The sequence below is a fragment of the Mesorhizobium sp. B1-1-5 genome (assembly GCF_006443065.1).
Lineage (GTDB): Bacteria > Pseudomonadota > Alphaproteobacteria > Rhizobiales > Rhizobiaceae > Mesorhizobium.
The window spans coordinates 17,246-33,829 of record NZ_VFWS01000053.1 but is presented as its reverse complement, the minus strand read 5'-3'; the positions used below and the strand labels follow the sequence as shown (position 1 = coordinate 33,829).

The following is a 16,584-nucleotide window of genomic DNA, read 5'->3' as shown; positions in this document are numbered from 1 at the left end:
CATGCCGGCACGCAGCATGCCTTGGAGACTAGCCGAAATGCCCATCGCGATCGTCATTCTATGGCGGAGCGACGCGCGAAGACCATAGAATCCATTCCGTGACGTCGAGGCGTTGCCACGGTGCAGAATTCTGCTCCGCTGCGTTCCACGGCCAAAGTCACGGAATGGATCCTCGGGTCTGCGCTCCGCTGCGCGTCGCTCCGCCCGTGGATGACGAAGTTCGTAGGTCTCGGCCAATCTCCAGCGGTTGCGCAGCTTCACCGGAATGAACGCCGCTCAGCGTACCCTGCCGCGCGCGGCGCGGCGGGTGCTCTGCAGGAGAATTGCCAGGCAGCCGGCGAGAAGCAGGAAGCCGCCGACGAGCGGCGGCAGTCCCAAGAACTTCACCGCGGCGGCGATCAGCGCGATCAGGATCAGCGCGAGCAGGGCGAGATTGCCGTCGTCGACGAACATGCCGACGAGCTCGTTGAAAACGAGACGGATCATCGGGCAACTCCTTCGGCGGGCGCCGGGTAGGCGCCGCGCAGCCAACGCACGATGGCGAAGGATGCGGCGGCAATGATGGCGAAGATGGCGAGCAGAGCGAGGTCGGCGCCCGGCCACTCGGCGCCGAGGCCTTCGCCGGTCCAGAACACGCCGAAACTGGTCAGCATCAAGCCGACGACGAATTTCAGCGCATTCTCGGGCACGCGCGCCAAAGGACGATGCACGGCAAGGCCGATCAGCATCACCAGCACGAAGGCCGCCAGCGCGCCGAGACCGGCATAGAGCGTCTGGCCGTGCGCGGCGCCGACGGCAATGACGATGAACACCACTTCGACGCCCTCGAGCAGCACCGCCTTGAACGACGCGACGGCCGCCAGATAGTCGGCGCGGCGGTCGGCGGCCTGCCGCTGCAAGGCGGCCGTCTCCCTGGAAAAGGCCTGCTCCTCGTCATGCAGTGCGATGACGCCGACGCTGCGCAGGATCGCCTTTCTCAGCCAGCGCATGCCGAACAGGATCAAAAGCACACCGACCACGAATTGCAGGACGGTGATGGGGACGAGCGCCAGCAGCGGTCCGAATGCCAGCACCAGCGCCGCAAGCAAGATGAGCGCCAGGGCCGCGCCGGTCAGCGCGGGGCGCCAGCCGCGCGTCACGCCGACGGCGAGCACGATCGTGAAGGCTTCGACCACTTCGACGAAGGACGCCAGGAAAGAGGCCGTCACGGTGGAAAATGTGGGTGTCAGGCCATGCATGCAGGCTTCGTCCAATGCTCGGGAATCATCGGGTGGCGTGAACGATACAGCGCTTCGGCGGCGCAGAGAATGCCAGGGATGACGCGATCGGCGCCGCCCTCCGGCCCCATCACGCCCTGACGCGAGGCCGGACATTCGCAGAACGCATTGACGGTCTGTATCCGTTCGGTGTCCGTTGTATCGCAGCACTGCCCTGGCTATCTGCTGGAGCAACAGGAAGTTCAAGCGGTCGATGGGCCGCTCCAGCAGGAATGGAGCCATGAAGAAGATCGGATTTCTGTCGTTCGGGCATTGGTCGCCCTCGCCGCAATCGGGCACGCGCTCGGGCGCCGACGCGCTGCTGCAGTCGATCGACCTCGCGGTCGCCGCCGAGGAGCTCGGCGCCGACGGCGCCTATTACCGCGTCCACCATTTCGCCCGCCAGCTCGCTTCGCCGTTTCCGCTGCTTGCCGCGGCCGGGGCCAGGACCAAGCGTATCGAGCTCGGCACCGCCGTCATCGACATGCGCTACGAGAACCCGCTCTACATGGCCGAGGACGCGGGCGCCGCGGACCTGATTGCCGGCGGGCGTCTGCAGTTGGGCATCAGCCGCGGGTCGCCCGAGCAGGTGATCGACGGTTGGCGCTATTTCGGCTACGTGCCGGAAGAGGGCAAGAGCGATGCCGACATGGCGCGCCGGCACTCCGAGATCTTCCTCGACCTGCTGCGCGGCGAAGGCTTTGCCCAGCCCAATCCGCGGCCGATGTTCCCCAACCCACCCGGCCTGCTCAGGCTCGAACCGTTCTCGGCGGGCCTGCGCGAACGCATCTGGTGGGGCGCGGCCACCGACGCCACGGCCGTGTGGGCGGCCAAGCTCGGCATGAATCTGCAAAGCTCGACGCTGAAATTCGATGAGACCGGCGAGCCGCTGCATGTCCAGCAGGCCAAGCAGATAAGGGCCTATCGCGCCGCCTGGAAGGAAGCCGGCCATGCCAGGGAGCCGCGCGTCTCGGTCAGCCGCAGCATCTTCGCTCTCGTCAACGACATGGACCGCGCCTATTTCGGCGGCAGCGAGGGCGAGGACCATTTTGGCTATATCGAGCCGGAGAAACGCGCCGTGTTCGGCCGCACCTATGCCGCCGAGCCGGATGTGCTCATCGAGCAGTTGAAGGAGGACGAGGCGATCGCCGAGGCCGACACGCTGCTGCTCACCGTGCCCAACCAGCTGGGCGTCGACTACAACGCCCATGTTATCGAGTCGATCCTGAAGCACGTCGCGCCGGCGCTGGGCTGGCGGTGACGCTCGATCCAGCCGCGGCCGACCCGGGTCGCGGCCGGTAATTTTTTTCGACAGTCGAGAATCCTTTTCATCCGCCGTCTCGTCTTGGCATGGCGAGGCGTTTTGCCGGGCGGATTCGGCCGGCCGTGAAAAGGAAAGACGGATGATATTGGTGACGGGCGCGACCGGCTTGAGCGGTCAGATAATTGTTCGTGAGCTGGCGCAAAACCATGTGCCGGCGAGGGCTTTGGTAAGAAGCGCTCACAAGGCGTCGGCCGCCGGTCTCGACAGATTGCCGGGCATCGACGTGATCGAAGGCGACATGCGGGCTGGAGACGACGTCAAGACCGCGCTTGAGGGCATCACGCGGGTGTTGCTGATCTCGTCGGGGACACCGGACATGCGCGAAACGCAATGCAATTTCATCGACCTGTGCCGGCAGGCCGGTGTCCAGCATGTCGTCAAATTCTCCGGAGCGGAGTCCGGGATCGGGTTCGATCCGGCCAAATTCCAGTTCACGCGCATGCATGAAGAGATCGAAGACCATCTCGAAGCGGCAGGCCCGGCATGGACGCATCTTCGGCCTTCGCAGTTCATGCAGGTCTATCTCAGGGAGGCTTCGACCATAAGCCGGGATAGCGAGTTGCGGTTGCCCTTCGCCGGCATCGAGCTTGCGCCGGTGGCCATCGAGGACATCGCGAAGGTCGCCTGCCGGCTGTTGCGGGACGGCGGCCACCAGGGCGAGAGCCTGGACATGACAGGGCCGGAGGCGCTGACGATGCACGAGTTGGCTGAACGGATATCGGCCGCGATTGGAAGGCCCGTGAGATATGTCCCGGTCAGCTGGGAAGAACGCCGCCGCATGCTGCTCGGTAGCGGTGCCCCTGCGGATTTTGTCGATGCGCTTGGCGAGCAGTTGGAAGAGCGTCTTAGGCGGCCGAAGTCCCGCGTCCATCTCGCCACGCATGAGACCTTCGGCGTCCGGCCGACCAGTTTCGCGGAGTTCGCCCGGACCTATGCACGGGCATTTTGCGGGTAGGCTTTCACGCGCTCACCTTCAACCAAGCGGTTTAAGACGCGGTTGAATGCGGCCAACCCTCCAGTCGGGGGCTGCTCCTGATATTGACACCCTCCAAATCCGCGCTCTACTCTCCAGCGTAATCGGTTACGTAACCGATTACGGCTCAATCAAGTGGAGGAGACTAATGAGCAAGATTTCGAACACGCATGGGCTTGGCCCGTTCTCGCGCCGCCAGTTCCTGAAGACCAGCGCCTTGGCCGCCGGCGCGCTGGCGCTGCCGCTCGGCCCGGTTCTCGCCGCCGACAAGCCGAAGGTCGGCCTGGTCATGAAGTCCCTGGCCAACGAGTTCTTCAAGCAGATGCAGGCGGGCGCGGAGGAGTATGCGGCGAAGAACAAGGACAAGTTCGATTTCGCCGCCGTCGGCATGAAGGACGAGCGCGACTTCGCCGCGCAGGTCGATGCCATCGAGAACTTCATCACCCAGAACTACAACATCATCGTCGTCGCGCCGGCCGACTCGAAAGCCATGGTCACGCCGATCGCCAAGGCGCTGAAGGCCGGCATCAAGGTCATCAACATCGACGTCGCGCTCGACACCGAGGCCAAGAAGAAGGCCGGCATCGACCTCGCCTTCTTCGGTCCGGACAATCGCGCCGGCGCCAAGCTGGCCGGCGACGCGCTCGGCAAGGCGCTGGGCAAGGGCGGCAAGGTCGTCATCCTCGAGGGCAATCCCGAGGCCGACAACGCCAAGCAGCGCAAGCTCGGCTTCGACGATTCGGTGAAGGAGTACAAGCTGAAGCTGCTCGACTCCAAGACCGCGCATTGGGAAACCGAGGAAGCCAACACGCTGATGACCAACTTCCTGACCCAGCATCCCGACATCCAGGGCGTGATGGCGGCCAACGATTCGATGGCGCTCGGCGTCGTCAAGGCGATCGACGCTGCCGGTAAGTCCGGCCAGATCAAGGTCGTCGGCTTCGACAACATCCCGGCCGTCGGTCCGCTGCTGAAGGAAGGCAAGATGCTCGCCACCGTCGAGCAGTATGGCGCCAAGATGGCGGCGATGGGCATCGACTACGGCCTGCGCGAGCTAGCCGGCAAGAAATTCTCCGGCTGGGTCAAGACCGACGTCAAGCTGGTCACGGCATGAGGCGAGCCGGGGCGCCGGCACTCCCTTCCGGCGCCAGGCTTTGTCTCTCTTGTCACCGCCGCCGCCAATTGCGGTGGCGGTGACGGAGCGTCCGCGCCGCTATCGTCGCCGACGGGCACGGTTTAGGATTCTGCCGCCCATGGATGCGATTCTCTCCCTTGAAGGGGTCGGAAAGACCTTTCCCGGCGCCATCGCGCTGAGCGAGGTGTCGCTGTCGATCGCGCGCGGCGAGACCCATATCATCCTGGGCGAGAACGGCGCCGGCAAGTCGACGCTGATCAAGCTGCTCGCCGGCATCTACCAGCCGGACTCGGGCAGGATCGCGTTCAACAGCCAGCCCTACCGGCCGAAGACGCCGCATGACGCGCAGCAGAGCGGCATCCGCGTCGTGCATCAGGAGCTGAACCTGTTGCCCTATCTCAGCATCGCCGAGAATCTGATGCTGGAAAACCTGCCGCGCCGCGCTTTCGGCATCGTCGACCGCAAGGCGCTCAACAGCCGCGCGCTGGTGCTGCTCAAGGAAGTCGGCCTCGACATCGATCCGCGCATACGCGTCGAGGCGCTCGGCGTCGCGCAGATGCAGCTGGTCGAGATCGCCAAGGCGCTGAGCTACGACTCGAAGCTTCTGGTGCTGGACGAGCCGACGGCGACGCTGACGCCGCCGGAGATCGAGCGGCTGTTTTCCATCATCAAGCGGCTGAAGGCCAAGGGCGTCACCATCATCTACATCTCGCACCGGCTGCACGAGGTGTTCGAGATCGGCGACCGGGTGACCGTGTTGCGCAACGGCAGGCTGGTCGCGACACGCGACCTGCACGGCCTCACCGTGCCCGACCTGGTGCGCATGATGATCGGCCGCGACATCGCCGACGAATATGGCTTCGACGCCTCGATCGTGCCGGGCAAGGTCGCGCTCAGCGTCGCGAATCTGAAGCGCGACGCCTCCACCCCTGACATCTCCTTCGCCGTGCGCCATGGCGAGATCCTCGGCGTCGCCGGCCTGGTCGGCAGCGGCCGCACGGAAGCGATGCGGGCGCTGTTCGGCGCCGACCCGAAGCTCGACGGCGTCGTCGAGATCGACGGCAAGCCGGTGGCGATCGCCGCGCCCAAGGATGCGGTGCGGCATGGCTTGAGCCTGCTCACCGAGGACCGCAAGGGCCAAGGCCTGCTGCTCGACATGGCCGTCGACAAGAATATTACCATCACCGATCTCAGCAAAATCTCGCGCAACGGGCTGCTCAATCGTCGGGCGGAGGCCATGGCGGCCAACGATCTCGTCAGGCAGCTACGCGTCAAGGCGAGCTCGATCGAGCACGCGGTGCGCAATCTCTCAGGCGGCAACCAGCAGAAGGTCGTCCTGGCCAAATGGCTGTTCCGCGGCACCTCGACGCTGATCCTCGACGAGCCGACGCGCGGCGTCGACATCGGCGCGCGGCGCGAGATTTACCAGCTTCTGTGGATGCTGGCCGCGCGGCAGAAGGGCATCATCATGGTGTCGTCCGACCTGCCCGAATTGATGGGCATGTGCCACCGCATCATCGTCTTTTCGAAAAACAAGATCGTCGGCGAAGTGCCGCGATCCGACTTCGACCAGGAGCGCATCCTGTCGCTCGCCTATCAGGAGTATGTGCGACCATGAGCGAGACGTCCGAGATAGCCGTGGCGGCGCCTGTTTCACCGGGCCGGGCGAAGTTCCTGCGCTTCCTGGTGCGCGATGCCGGCGTGCTCTTGGCGCTGGTGCTGATCACGCTGTTCTTCTCGGCCACCGCCCCCTATTTCGCCACCTCCGGCAACGCGCTGAAGATCTTCGTGCAGATCGCCATCAACACGGTGCTGGCGGCCGGCATGACCTTCGTCATCCTCACCGGCGGCATCGACCTTTCGGTCGGCTCGGTGCTGGCGCTCTGTACCGTGGTCGGCGCCACCGTGATGATCAACGAGAGCCTGTCGCCGGCCGCGGCAATCACGCTGGCGCTGCTGGCCTGCATGGCGACAGGCGCGGTGTGCGGCTTCCTCAATGGCTGGATCTCGACGCGCTGGAAGATCCCTTCCTTCATCGTCACGCTGGGCATGCTCAACATGGCGGCGGGCGCCGCGCGCGTGGTCAGCGACAATTCCACCATCACCGGCCTGCCGCAGAGTTTCGTCGATTTCGGCAATCTGATCATCGGCGGCTTCCTGCCGTCGATCTTCCTGGTCGCGGTGCTGGTGATCGCCGCCGGCTGGTTCGTGCTGCGCTTCACCGTCTTCGGCCGCATGATCTTCGCCGTCGGCACCAATGACGAGGCGGTGCGGCTGTCGGGCCACAATCCGGATTTCTACAAGGTCGCCGCCTTCACCATCAGCGGGCTCACCGCCGGCATAGCCGCAATGGTCTATCTGTTGCGCCTCAACATCGGCAGCCCGATCGCCGGCGTCGGCTACGAGCTCAACGCGATTGCCGCCGTCATCATCGGCGGCACCAGCCTCAGCGGCGGCAAGGGCTCGATCATCGGCACGCTGGTCGGCGCCTGCATCCTGCAGGTGCTCTCCACCGGATTGCAGCTGCTCGGCGTCGGCGACAATTTCAAACCCATCGTGATTGGCCTTGTCATCGTGCTCGCGGTCATCCTAGACGCGTATCGGGAGAGGCTGTTGCGGAAAATCCGCTGAGGGGAACGGGCCATGACGACGATCGCAGATGTCGCGCGCCATGCGGGGGTGTCCGTCGCCACCGTCTCGCATGTGATGAACCATACGCGTCACGTCGAACCGGAAACGGCCGAGCGCGTGCGCGCCGCGATCGCGGCGCTGCGCTACAGCCCGAATTCGGTGGCGAGGAGTCTCAGGCGCGGCGAGACCAAGACCATCGGTCTTTTGCTCCCCGACAATTCCAATCCCTTCTTCGCCAGCGTGGCGCGGCAGATCGAGGACGCCGGCTTCGTTTCCGGCTACACGGTGATCCTGTGCAACTCCGACGGCAATGCCGAGAAGGAGGAGCGCTATCTCTCGGTGCTGATGGCCAAGCAGATCGACGGACTGATCTTCGCCGGCTCGTCCGACCATGCGCGGGTGTTCGCCCGCCTCTTGCCCAGCGTGCCGGCGGTGCTGCTCGACCGCGAGATCCAGTCGGTCAATGTCGATTCGGTGCTGGTCGACCACGACCATGGCGGCTACCTCGCCGGGAAATACCTGGCCGGGCTCGGCCACAGGAAGATCGGCGTGATCGGCGGCCCGCGCGATTCGAGCTCCAGCCCGGCCCGCCTGCGCGGTTTTGCCCGCGCGCTTGGCGAAGCAGGCGTGGAGCTGCCGGCGTCGTCGATCGTCGATTCCGACTATCATTTCGCCGGCGGCCGCCTGGCGATGGAGCGGCTGATGGCGCAGGCGCCCGAGATAACCGCGCTGTTTGCCTGCAACGACCTGATGGCGATGGGCGCGCTGACGTTGCTGCGCTCGCGGGGCATGCACGTTCCCGACGACATGTCGATGATCGGCTTCGACGACATCCCCTACGCCGTCACCACCTGGCCGCCGCTGACGACGATCGCGCAGCCGGTGGAAAAGATCGGCACGCTGGCGGTGAGCCTGCTGCTCAAGAGGCTGGGCGAGCCGGAAGCGCCGTCAAGGCGCGAGGTGCTGGCGCCGGTTCTGGTGGAGAGGGAAAGCTGCGCAGCGCGGGGGTAGTGCATGATCCCGAAGTCAACAACAGGTTTCCTGCCTGATCGTGAACCCTGCGCAACGGCGGCACGGGTAGCAAACAGACGATGAGGTTGCTATCCTTCCAGCATGAAGCATGAACGTCTTTGCGCAATTGCTCACAACTTCGCCGACTCACTGGCAAGCGGCCTGGGCTTTGTTGTCGGCTACTGCCAAACCGATGTGTTTGGGGAAGCCGCCACTAGCCCGGGTGGAGTCATCGAGATCGACTTCCTGCACGGGAGTGTTATTAGAGGCCGCCCTTCCGACCAGTTGAAAAGTGCTGCCGCTATATTCGGGCAAACCTTTCCTGTCTTCTGCAAAAAGAATGGCGCAGAGGTGACGGATTTCCAGAGTTTTCTCGCTGCTTTTGATGCCAGAGGCGGCAGGTGCCGCGCAATGCTGACCGTTGCAGATCGCAACGGTCGCCGTTCTCTTACGGAGTATGACGGCGTCCCGCTGAAGCGCTTGAGGGTTCTGGACACGTTGGGCCGTATACGGCGAAAAACAAGGCAGACCGAAAAGGCGGGCCAATAAGCCAGCGTCCCGACATGCATCAGTGTTGGCAATTACCGACGCCGGCGCCGCCCCTCATCTGCCTGCCGGCATCTTCTCCCCGTGAACGGGGAGAAGGGTTGGCCGCCGCCTCGACGCTTATCCTGCAACGCTGGCGATTGGCGAAATCATGCGCGGCAGCCCCTTTCTCCCCGTGAAACGGGGAGAAAGGAAGACTTCAAGCCGCCGGCTGTATGGCCGCCCTCTCCAGCATGCCGAACAGGTCGCGCGGCTCGTCGGGGTCGGCGAGCAGGTCGAGCTCCTCGTAGAGGCCGGTGGCTTGGAGCTGGTCGCGGACGTAGCGAAGCGCGGAAAAATCTTCCGTGGCGAAGCCGACGGAATCGAACAGCGTGATCTGCTCGGCCGACTTGCGGCCCTCGGCCTTCCCTGTCATCACCTGCCACAGCTCGGTCACCGGATGATCGGCGTCGAGTTGCTGGATCTCGCCCTCGATGCGCGTCTGCGGCGGGAACTCGACGAAGATGTCGGAGCGCAAGAGGATGTCGCGGTGCAGCTCGGTCTTGCCGGGGCAGTCGCCGCCGACCGCGTTGATGTGCACGCCGGCGCCGACCATGTTGTCGGTGAGGATCGTGGCATACTGTTTGTCGGCCGTCACCGTGGTGATGATGTCGACGCCTTCCACGGCGTCCTGCCCGCTCGAGCAGATGGCGATGTCGAACCCCTTGCCGGCGAGGTTGCGCGCGCATTTTTCCGAGGCGGAGCGGTCGATGTCGTAGAGCCGCAGCCGGTCGATGCCGATGAGCGCCTTGAAGGCGATGGCCTGGAACTCGGACTGGGCGCCGTTGCCGATGATGGCCATGGCTTGGCTGTTCTTGGGCGCCAGGTATTTTGCCGCTACCGCCGAGGTGGCGGCGGTGCGCAGCGCCGTCAGGATGGTCATCTCGGTCAGCAGCATCGGATAGCCGGAGCCGACATCGGCGAGCACGCCGAAGGCGGTGACGGTCTGGCGGCCCTCGCGCATGTTCTTCGGATGGCCGTTGACATATTTGAAGCCGTACATCTTGCCGTCGCTGGTCGGCATCAGCTCGATGACGCCGTCATGGCTGTGCGAGGCGATGCGCGGCGTCTTGTCGAACAGCTCCCAGCGGCGGAAATCCTCCTCGATATAGGCGGCGAGCTCGGTCAGGAAGCGCTCGACGCCGATGGCGAGCACCAGCTTCATCATGCGGTCGACGCTGACGAAGGGAACGATGGCAAGGCGCGAAGGCTGGGTCATGATCAGAGGCTTCCGGAATGGCTGCGGGTCGGGCGGTCCATGATGCGGCGGCCCATCAGGCTGGCGGTGAGGTCGACCATCAGGGTCGCGGTGCGGCCACGCTCATCGAGGAACGGGTTGAGCTCGACTAGGTCGAGGCTTGAGACCAGGCCTGAGTCGGACAGCATCTCCATCACCAGATGCGCCTCGCGGAAGGTGGCGCCGCCCGGCACGGTGGTGCCGACGGCCGGCGCGATCGAAGGGTCGAGGAAATCGACGTCGAGGCTGACATGCAGGAGGCCGTTCTCCTTCTCGACGCGGGCCAGGAAGGCGCGCAGCAGCGGCGCGATGCCGTGCTCGTCGATGGCGCGCATGTCATGCACGGTGACGCCGGCTTCAGTGAGCGCGCGGCGCTCGGCCGGATCGACGCTGCGCAGGCCGATGGCGCAGATGCGGGCCGGGTCGACCGCTTGCGGCAGATCCGGGAAATAGCCCTTGAAGCCGGCCTGGCCGCTGGCATAGGCGAGCGGCACGCCGTGCAGATTGCCGCTGGTGGTGGTGTCGAGCGTGTGGAAATCGGGATGCGCGTCGAGCCACAGCACGAAGAGCGGCCGGCCACGCTCGGCGGCGCGGCGCGCCACGCCGGACACGGTGCCGGCGGAGATCGAATGGTCGCCGCCGAGGAAGATCGGCATGGCGTCCCGCGACGCCGTGTAGGCGGTCTCGGCGATCGCCGCCGTCCAGGCGGAGATCTCCGGCAGCGCCTTCAGCGCGAGATTGCCGTGCACCACCGGGCGCGCCGCGGCCTTCTCGACCGCGCCCCAGTCCTCGACCTCGTGGCCGAGCTCGGCCAGCACCGAGACCAGCCCTGCCGTGCGCAGCGCGCTCGGCCCCATCTCGCATCCCATCCTGCCCGCGCCGTCCTGCACCGGCGCGCCGACGATCCTGCAGCGCATTTTTCTCACCTTGCGATTGATTGGAAGAGTGAACCATCAGCCGCTGGCGGTTTGAACAGCGAAAATTGGCATTTCGAGAAGACTAATCTATCATATTGACCAGATGATTTGATCGAAATGGAAAGCCATGGACGTTCTCGACGAGAAACTGGTGACGCTGCTGAGGCACGATGCGCGGCGCAGCGTATCCGACCTCGCCATCGATCTCGGCGTGTCGCGCGCCACGGTCAGGTCGCGGATGGAACGGCTGGAAAAGTCCGGCGAGATCATCGGCTACACGGTGGTGCTGCGCGCCGACGCGGTCGATCAGAAGATACGCGGCGTGATGACGATCGAGATCGAGGGCCACGCCGCCGACCGCGTCGTCAAGGCGCTCGGCGGCCTCGCCGAGGTCTCGACCATCCACACCACCAACGGCCGCTGGGACCTGGTGGTCGAGCTCGGCACCGCCACGCTAACGGATTTCGACGCGGTGCTGCGCCGCATCCGGCTGATCCCCGGCATTACGGGGAGCGAGACAAGCCTGCTGCTGGCGACGCCGAGGACGACACGGGCGCGGCTGGCGTAGCGGCAGGATCGGTGACGGCAGCGCCGGGCCGCGATCCGGCTTTCCCGGATTGCTCCATGACTGCCGCATCGCACCGCTCATGCAGGCGGTCAGCCGTTCGGATAATAGCCGCCGTCCGAGCCGTCGCCCATATAGATTCCCTGGCCGGTAACATTTCGGAGCCGCTGGTCCAGCTCATTGATCCGCCCGATCGCGGAACGGCCGCCGGCGGGCTGGATGCTATCGGCCTGCCGCATCAGGTCGCGGGCCTGTTCCTGCGAGATCTTGCCGGCCTGCCTGGCCGCACGGATACCTTGCTTCACGCCAAGCAACTGCTGCGTCGCGGCTCTCGCTTCAGGCTCCGCCGGCACCGACGCCGTGGTCATTGTGTCGACCTGCGCCCTATGGTGGCGGTGCACGGCATAGGCGCTCGAAAGCGGTATGGCCGCGAAGATCGAGGCGGCCGCGATGAGTTTTGGGGTGAAAGAACGCATGATGACATCTCCTCGTGATGGAGGAAGCGGCAAGACCGCTTTTTCCGAAAACGGGCCGTCCGGTCGCGTCGTGTCGCGGTGCTGGCCATTCGCCGCCGGCGGATCTCGGCCCAGAAACGACATATAGAAAGCCGCCCCGGTGTTGAACGGAGGTGGAACGCAAATGTTATCCGATGTGATCTGGGGTTGAATCGCCGATGCGCGGTCGGCGAGGCGGGTCGCCGAGGCCGGGCGCCTTCAGGCGACGCTGGCGAATGGGACCGGCCAATTGATGGCCCGCCCGATTGGCTCGGCATTGGCCCGATCGGCAAGTTGCTCGGCTTCGCGTTGCGTCAGCCCGATCAGCAGCCGGCCTGCTATCTCCGCCGGGAGATCGGAAACCAGATCGCAGACAAGCCAGTCGTCGCAGGGATCCTGCATTGCCGCGAATCTCATGGGCGCTCCTTGTTTTAGCGCAAGCTAAATTTCCGATGATGCCCAATCGTTCCATCGCGGGGCGATCAAATATCGAGAAAGAGGTACGGCGGAGCGCGGCACCGAGAGGAATTCATTTGCCTGCCCCGCGAGCTGCTGCGCCTCCTCGCGAGTCGGGCCAAGCAGCAGCATGTCCGGTATTCGCGCCGGGAAACCGGACCGCAAATCAAACACCATCCATTGGCCGCACGGATCCTGTAAGGCTGTGAACCTCATGGCCGACGTATCTTTGCTTTGACGCAATTCCGAACGGAAGGCTACGGCGAAGTCGTCGACCACAACCGCTCACACTTTCCTGGAATTGCTCCAGCTATGCCCCAACGTAACGACTTGCGGGAATGCCTCCCGCGAGACTGCCCGGCCGGATTAATTCCAGCACTTTCACACAACATATAGTTGTCGGCCACCCGGCAAAAGAGGCTCTACAGTCCCTTCGGCATGCGACTCAAGTCCGATGGGCAGCGGATACTTTCCGGGCGGCGAACGTGGCTGTTTGAAGGAAAATATCGCGTGAACCATCTGCTGGATGTTTTGCGGGAGATCCGTGGGATGCGGCAATGCGCGTTGCCGACGGTCCAGACGTAACTCCGGCCCGGGTTTCCCGCAGGCCACAAACGCGAAAAAGCCGCGGAGACCGCGGCTTTTCGTTTGCTTGATCCTCGGTGAGGAAACTGGAGCGGGTGAAGCGATTCGAACGCTCGACCCCAACCTTGGCAAGGTTGTGCTCTACCCCTGAGCTACACCCGCTCGCGCGGCCTTGGGCCGCAAGCCGCGCCTATATGGCCGAAGAGCGAGCCGATTGCAACAGGGAAATGACGGTCTTTTTTGGCGCGAATTCTTCCCGCGGCGACATTCGCTTCAAAAGCATCGAAGCGATGCCAAACCGGACCGGTCGCAAATCCGCACGCGCCGCCGCCTGCTTTGGCCGGAATGGCGCCGGCGGCCTTGCCCCGACGCCACGGTTGGCCGTAAACGGCATGACCCCTTTTTTGACCGCGCGAGGACCGATGCCGAAGACCGAAGCCGAGCTCAAAGCCTTTCTTGCCGATCTCGGCATTTCCGTCTCGACGGTCAGGCACCCGCCGCTGTTCACGGTCGCCGATTCGCAAGGCCTGCGCGGCGAGATTCCCGGCGGCCACACCAAGAACCTGTTCCTCAAGGACAAGAAGGACAATTATTTCCTCGTCACCGTCGGCGAGGACGCCGTGGTCGACCTGAAGCAGATCCATCACCTGATCGGCGCTGCCGGCCGGGTGTCCTTCGGCAGGCCGGAGATGCTGATGGAGCTGCTCGGCGTCACCCCCGGAGCGGTCACCGTTTTCGGCCTGATCAACGACACGGAAGGCAAGGTCAAGATCGTGCTCGACGAAGCGTTGATGAGCCACGACGTCATCAACGGCCATCCGCTGACCAATGAGGCGACGACCTCGATCGCCGCCGCCGACCTGATCAGATTCGTCGAGGCAACCGGCCATGATCCTGTTATCCTGAAAGTCTCATGACCTTGAAAGTGCCCTTGCCTTGAAAGCCTTATTGCCTTGAAACTCGGGGGCTGATCGCCACATGGAAGGCGGTTGCGAAATCCGACAATGACGCGCCGGGCGCCGACGCCTGAGAGCGTGACCGAAAGGGCGAGAAGATGAGTGACGAAAATCCGTATAGCGGCGCGTTTGGCGGCAATGGCGGCCAGTATGCCCAGACGGTGCAATATGGCGGTGGCGGCGACCGCGCCAAGGTTTCGCTCGGCGACGGGCCGGCGGCGGCCGACCTGATCAAAGACACCACAACCGCGACTTTCGCAGCCGACGTCATCCAGGAATCGCGCCGCCAGCCGGTGCTGGTCGACTTCTGGGCGCCATGGTGCGGGCCTTGCAAGCAGCTGACGCCGCAGCTCGAAAAGGCGGTGAAGAACGCCGGCGGCAAGGTCAAGCTGGTCAAGATGAACATCGACGATCACCCCTCGATCGCCGGCCAGCTCGGCATCCAGTCGATTCCCGCGGTCATCGCCTTCAAGGACGGCCAGCCGGTCGACGGTTTCATGGGCGCGGTCCCGGAAAGCCAGGTCGCCCAATTCATCGAGAAGGTCGGCGGCAAGGGCGGCGGCGCGCCGCAGATCGCCGACGCGCTTGCCGCGGCGGCCGAGGCGCGCACGGCCGGCGACGTCCAAACCGCGGCCGACATCTATGATGCGGTCCTCGAGCAGGCGCCGGAGACGATCGAGGCGGTCGCAGGCTTGGGCGAGATCCTGTACGACGCCGGGGACGTGGAAGGCGCCGAGGCCGTGCTCGCCCGGGCGCCCGAGGACAAGAAGGACGCGCCGGCGCTGGCCGCGCTGCGCGCCAAGATAACGCTTGCCGCGGCAGCGGCCGCGCTCGGCAATCCGGCCGAGCTCGAGCGTCGGCTCGCCGCCGACCCGGGCGACCATCAGGCGCGCTTCGATCTGGCGATGATCCAGAACGCGCGCGGCGAGCGCGACGCGGCCGCCGACAATTTGCTGGCGATCGTCAAGGCCGACCGGACCTGGAACGACGACGGCGCCAGGGCGCAGCTGTTGAAGCTGTTCGAAGCCTGGGGAATGACCGACGAGGCGACGCTCGCGGCACGCCGCAAGCTCTCGTCGCTGCTGTTCTCGTAGAGCGGTTTCGGCAATTCACAGGGCCGGCGAACCGCTTTAAGTTCGGTTTACGCAATTCCGGACGGAAGGCTGCGGCGAAGTTGCCGAGCCAACTGCATACTTTTCCCGGAATTGCCGTGAATTTTTTTGCCGGCTGTCGCAGCCGGCAGGCTTGCGCAGCGGGACGTCAGCGCCAGATAAGGGCGGGGCCGGATGCCGATCGTGACGAATTTGCCGGTGCGAGAGGAGATTGCAGCTTTGATACGCTTGCCGGCGTTGCTTTGGGAGGGTCGCGGTGCGCGTCGGTAACGCACTTTACAGGCTTGCCAAGGATCTGCCGGCGGCAATCCCGGTTTTCCCGCTCGCCGGCGCGCTGCTTCTGCCGGGCGGCCGCATGCCGCTTAACGTTTTCGAGCCGCGCTATCTGCAGATGATCGATCTGGCGATGGCCGGCTCGCGGCTGATCGGCATGATCCAGCCCAGCCTCGACGGCGCATTGCGCGACGACGGTGAGCCCGAACTGTGCAGCGTCGGCTGCGCCGGGCGCATCATCTCGCTCGCCGAAACGGGCGACGGGCGCTATTTGATCTCACTGCAGGGCGTGTGCCGGTTTCGCATTGTGCAGGAGCTTACGGCGAAGGCGCCGTTCCGGCAGTGCAAGATCGCGCCGTTTCTCGCCGACCTCGAGGAGGATCCGGCCGGCGCCGAGGTCGACCGGCCGGCGCTGCTCAAGGCGTTTCGCTCCTATCTGCAGGCCAACGACCTCGAGGCTGACTGGGAAAGCGTCAGCCGCGCCGAAAACGGCATGCTGGTTAACGCGCTGTCGATGATGGCGCCCTACGGGCCGGCCGAGAAGCAGGCGCTGCTGGAAGCGCCGGACCTGAAGACGCGCGCCGAAACGCTGATCGCCATCACCGAAATGACGCTGGCGCGCGAGGACGATGAGTTTGGCTCGAGTCTACAATAAGTGTATTGATATTCAGGTGAGCCCGGCCTGCGAACGGCAGCTTCCTGCGCTTCCGGTGCTCACGTACGTTAAGTACGCTCCGCTCCGGTTCTCGGAAGCCACCGTTCTCGACTCGGCCTGACCTGAATCTCAACACACTTAGACCGTGTAGTGGACAAGGGAAGAGTGCGATGGCGGCGGACGGACGGGACGGACGAAAAGCCACGGTCGACCCGAAGCTGCTGGAGCTGCTCGCCTGCCCGCTGACCAAGGGACCGCTGACCTGGGACCCCGAGCGCAACGAGCTGGTCTCGCGCGTGGCGAAGCTCGCCTATCCGGTGCGCGACGGCATCCCGATCATGCTGCCCTCCGAGGCGCGCACGATCTCGGCCGAGGACATGCTGACCCCGCCGCCGCCCCGGCTCGGCGGGCCGTCGTGA

19 protein-coding genes and 1 tRNA gene are annotated in these 16,584 nt (G+C 64.8%); 12 read left to right on the top strand and 8 right to left on the bottom strand.

Translation table 11 applies throughout. The annotated features are described in order from the left end of the window. Nucleotides 1-276: 276 nt before the first annotated feature. Complete coding sequence (locus FJ980_RS17185) at nt 277-486, bottom strand: hypothetical protein (RefSeq protein ID WP_140544730.1); 210 nt, start codon at nt 484-486, stop codon at nt 277-279. Further along, nucleotides 483-1,238, bottom strand: a complete 756-nt coding sequence (locus FJ980_RS17180) for a COG4280 domain-containing protein (RefSeq protein ID WP_140544728.1) — start codon at nt 1,236-1,238, stop codon at nt 483-485. Before FJ980_RS17180 ends, FJ980_RS17185 begins: the two co-directional genes overlap by 4 nt. Nucleotides 1,239-1,497: 259 nt before the next feature. Here FJ980_RS17180 and FJ980_RS17175 point away from each other — a divergent pair, with 259 nt between their 5' ends. The 7 genes from FJ980_RS17175 to FJ980_RS17145 all read left to right on the top strand — a co-directional run bounded on the left by FJ980_RS17175 (nt 1,498) and on the right by FJ980_RS17145 (nt 8,879). Next, nucleotides 1,498-2,517 carry an LLM class flavin-dependent oxidoreductase gene (locus tag FJ980_RS17175; RefSeq protein ID WP_140544726.1) on the top strand — a complete coding sequence of 340 codons (1,020 nt, stop codon included), beginning with the start codon at nt 1,498-1,500 and terminating at the stop codon, nt 2,515-2,517. Between the two features lie 142 nt (nt 2,518-2,659). Next, nucleotides 2,660-3,535 (top strand): SDR family oxidoreductase, encoded by an 876-nt coding sequence (locus FJ980_RS17170; protein ID WP_140544724.1) that lies wholly within the window; start codon nt 2,660-2,662, stop codon nt 3,533-3,535. A 166-nt stretch (nt 3,536-3,701) separates the two neighbouring features. Continuing rightward, nucleotides 3,702-4,667, top strand: a complete 966-nt coding sequence (locus tag FJ980_RS17165; RefSeq protein WP_140544722.1) for a sugar ABC transporter substrate-binding protein — start codon at nt 3,702-3,704, stop codon at nt 4,665-4,667. Nucleotides 4,668-4,806: 139 nt separating this feature from the next. Further along, nucleotides 4,807-6,306 (top strand): sugar ABC transporter ATP-binding protein, encoded by a 1,500-nt coding sequence (locus FJ980_RS17160; RefSeq protein ID WP_181181232.1) that lies wholly within the window; start codon nt 4,807-4,809, stop codon nt 6,304-6,306. Continuing rightward, nucleotides 6,303-7,319, top strand: coding sequence for an ABC transporter permease (locus tag FJ980_RS17155; RefSeq protein ID WP_140544720.1), 1,017 nt, complete (start codon nt 6,303-6,305; stop codon nt 7,317-7,319). The genes FJ980_RS17160 and FJ980_RS17155 overlap by 4 nt, the downstream gene beginning before the upstream one ends. 12 nt (nt 7,320-7,331) lie before the next feature. Beyond that, the gene (locus FJ980_RS17150) at nt 7,332-8,330 is read left to right on the top strand and encodes a substrate-binding domain-containing protein (protein WP_140544718.1); all 999 of its coding nucleotides are present in this window, start codon (nt 7,332-7,334) and stop codon (nt 8,328-8,330) included. A 102-nt stretch (nt 8,331-8,432) separates the two neighbouring features. Continuing rightward, nucleotides 8,433-8,879, top strand: coding sequence for a hypothetical protein (locus FJ980_RS17145; RefSeq protein WP_140544717.1), 447 nt, complete (start codon nt 8,433-8,435; stop codon nt 8,877-8,879). Between the two features lie 196 nt (nt 8,880-9,075). On the opposite strand, the gene FJ980_RS17140 is transcribed toward FJ980_RS17145, so the two are convergent. Continuing rightward, nucleotides 9,076-10,134 carry an ornithine cyclodeaminase gene (locus tag FJ980_RS17140; RefSeq protein WP_140544715.1) on the bottom strand — a complete coding sequence of 353 codons (1,059 nt, stop codon included), beginning with the start codon at nt 10,132-10,134 and terminating at the stop codon, nt 9,076-9,078. Nucleotides 10,135-10,136: 2 nt separating this feature from the next. After that, nucleotides 10,137-11,069 (bottom strand): arginase, encoded by a 933-nt coding sequence (rocF, locus tag FJ980_RS17135; RefSeq protein WP_140544713.1) that lies wholly within the window; start codon nt 11,067-11,069, stop codon nt 10,137-10,139. A gap of 127 nt (nt 11,070-11,196) precedes the next feature. Between rocF and FJ980_RS17130 the strand changes: the two genes are divergently transcribed. Further along, nucleotides 11,197-11,637, top strand: coding sequence for an Lrp/AsnC family transcriptional regulator (locus tag FJ980_RS17130; protein ID WP_140544711.1), 441 nt, complete (start codon nt 11,197-11,199; stop codon nt 11,635-11,637). An 89-nt stretch (nt 11,638-11,726) separates the two neighbouring features. Here the strand turns inward: FJ980_RS17130 and FJ980_RS17125 are convergent, their stop codons facing one another. From FJ980_RS17125 to FJ980_RS17110, 4 genes are all read right to left on the bottom strand, one after another. Beyond that, a complete protein-coding gene (locus tag FJ980_RS17125; RefSeq protein ID WP_140544709.1) occupies nt 11,727-12,110 on the bottom strand; it encodes a hypothetical protein in 384 nt (127 codons plus the stop codon). 237 nt (nt 12,111-12,347) lie between these two features. Then, nucleotides 12,348-12,545 (bottom strand): hypothetical protein, encoded by a 198-nt coding sequence (locus tag FJ980_RS17120; protein WP_140544707.1) that lies wholly within the window; start codon nt 12,543-12,545, stop codon nt 12,348-12,350. Nucleotides 12,546-12,569: 24 nt separating this feature from the next. Next, entirely contained in the window at nt 12,570-12,863 is a 294-nt protein-coding gene (locus tag FJ980_RS17115) for a hypothetical protein (RefSeq protein WP_140544705.1), read from the bottom strand. A gap of 393 nt (nt 12,864-13,256) precedes the next feature. After that, nucleotides 13,257-13,331, bottom strand: a tRNA-Gly gene (locus FJ980_RS17110). Nucleotides 13,332-13,591: 260 nt separating this feature from the next. Between FJ980_RS17110 and FJ980_RS17105 the strand changes: the two genes are divergently transcribed. The 4 genes from FJ980_RS17105 to FJ980_RS17090 all read left to right on the top strand — a co-directional run bounded on the left by FJ980_RS17105 (nt 13,592) and on the right by FJ980_RS17090 (nt 16,584). Further along, nucleotides 13,592-14,086 (top strand): prolyl-tRNA synthetase associated domain-containing protein, encoded by a 495-nt coding sequence (locus FJ980_RS17105; protein ID WP_140544703.1) that lies wholly within the window; start codon nt 13,592-13,594, stop codon nt 14,084-14,086. Nucleotides 14,087-14,223: 137 nt separating this feature from the next. After that, a complete protein-coding gene (trxA, locus tag FJ980_RS17100; RefSeq protein ID WP_140544701.1) occupies nt 14,224-15,219 on the top strand; it encodes a thioredoxin in 996 nt (331 codons plus the stop codon). Nucleotides 15,220-15,493: 274 nt separating this feature from the next. Then, complete coding sequence (locus tag FJ980_RS17095; protein WP_140544699.1) at nt 15,494-16,165, top strand: LON peptidase substrate-binding domain-containing protein; 672 nt, start codon at nt 15,494-15,496, stop codon at nt 16,163-16,165. A 170-nt stretch (nt 16,166-16,335) separates the two neighbouring features. Further along, nucleotides 16,336-16,584 (top strand): Trm112 family protein, encoded by a 249-nt coding sequence (locus tag FJ980_RS17090; RefSeq protein WP_140544697.1) that lies wholly within the window; start codon nt 16,336-16,338, stop codon nt 16,582-16,584.

Excerpts from the sequence above, each read along its gene's own strand:
- FJ980_RS17130 (WP_140544711.1), top strand. The coding sequence starts at position 11,197 with ATGGACGTTCTCGACGAGAAACTGGTGACGCTGCTGAGGCACGATGCG.
- FJ980_RS17155 (WP_140544720.1), top strand. The coding sequence starts at position 6,303 with ATGAGCGAGACGTCCGAGATAGCCGTGGCGGCGCCTGTTTCACCGGGC.
- FJ980_RS17090 (WP_140544697.1), top strand. The coding sequence starts at position 16,336 with ATGGCGGCGGACGGACGGGACGGACGAAAAGCCACGGTCGACCCGAAG.
- FJ980_RS17160 (WP_181181232.1), top strand. The coding sequence starts at position 4,807 with ATGGATGCGATTCTCTCCCTTGAAGGGGTCGGAAAGACCTTTCCCGGC.
- FJ980_RS17175 (WP_140544726.1), top strand. The coding sequence starts at position 1,498 with ATGAAGAAGATCGGATTTCTGTCGTTCGGGCATTGGTCGCCCTCGCCG.
- FJ980_RS17165 (WP_140544722.1), top strand. The coding sequence starts at position 3,702 with ATGAGCAAGATTTCGAACACGCATGGGCTTGGCCCGTTCTCGCGCCGC.
- FJ980_RS17120 (WP_140544707.1), bottom strand. The coding sequence starts at position 12,545 with ATGAGATTCGCGGCAATGCAGGATCCCTGCGACGACTGGCTTGTCTGC.
- FJ980_RS17150 (WP_140544718.1), top strand. The coding sequence starts at position 7,332 with ATGACGACGATCGCAGATGTCGCGCGCCATGCGGGGGTGTCCGTCGCC.
- FJ980_RS17140 (WP_140544715.1), bottom strand. The coding sequence starts at position 10,134 with ATGACCCAGCCTTCGCGCCTTGCCATCGTTCCCTTCGTCAGCGTCGAC.
- FJ980_RS17145 (WP_140544717.1), top strand. The coding sequence starts at position 8,433 with ATGAAGCATGAACGTCTTTGCGCAATTGCTCACAACTTCGCCGACTCA.
- FJ980_RS17170 (WP_140544724.1), top strand. The coding sequence starts at position 2,660 with ATGATATTGGTGACGGGCGCGACCGGCTTGAGCGGTCAGATAATTGTT.
- FJ980_RS17180 (WP_140544728.1), bottom strand. The coding sequence starts at position 1,238 with ATGCATGGCCTGACACCCACATTTTCCACCGTGACGGCCTCTTTCCTG.
- trxA (WP_140544701.1), top strand. The coding sequence starts at position 14,224 with ATGAGTGACGAAAATCCGTATAGCGGCGCGTTTGGCGGCAATGGCGGC.
- FJ980_RS17125 (WP_140544709.1), bottom strand. The coding sequence starts at position 12,110 with ATGCGTTCTTTCACCCCAAAACTCATCGCGGCCGCCTCGATCTTCGCG.
- FJ980_RS17185 (WP_140544730.1), bottom strand. The coding sequence starts at position 486 with ATGATCCGTCTCGTTTTCAACGAGCTCGTCGGCATGTTCGTCGACGAC.
- FJ980_RS17105 (WP_140544703.1), top strand. The coding sequence starts at position 13,592 with ATGCCGAAGACCGAAGCCGAGCTCAAAGCCTTTCTTGCCGATCTCGGC.
- rocF (WP_140544713.1), bottom strand. The coding sequence starts at position 11,069 with ATGCGCTGCAGGATCGTCGGCGCGCCGGTGCAGGACGGCGCGGGCAGG.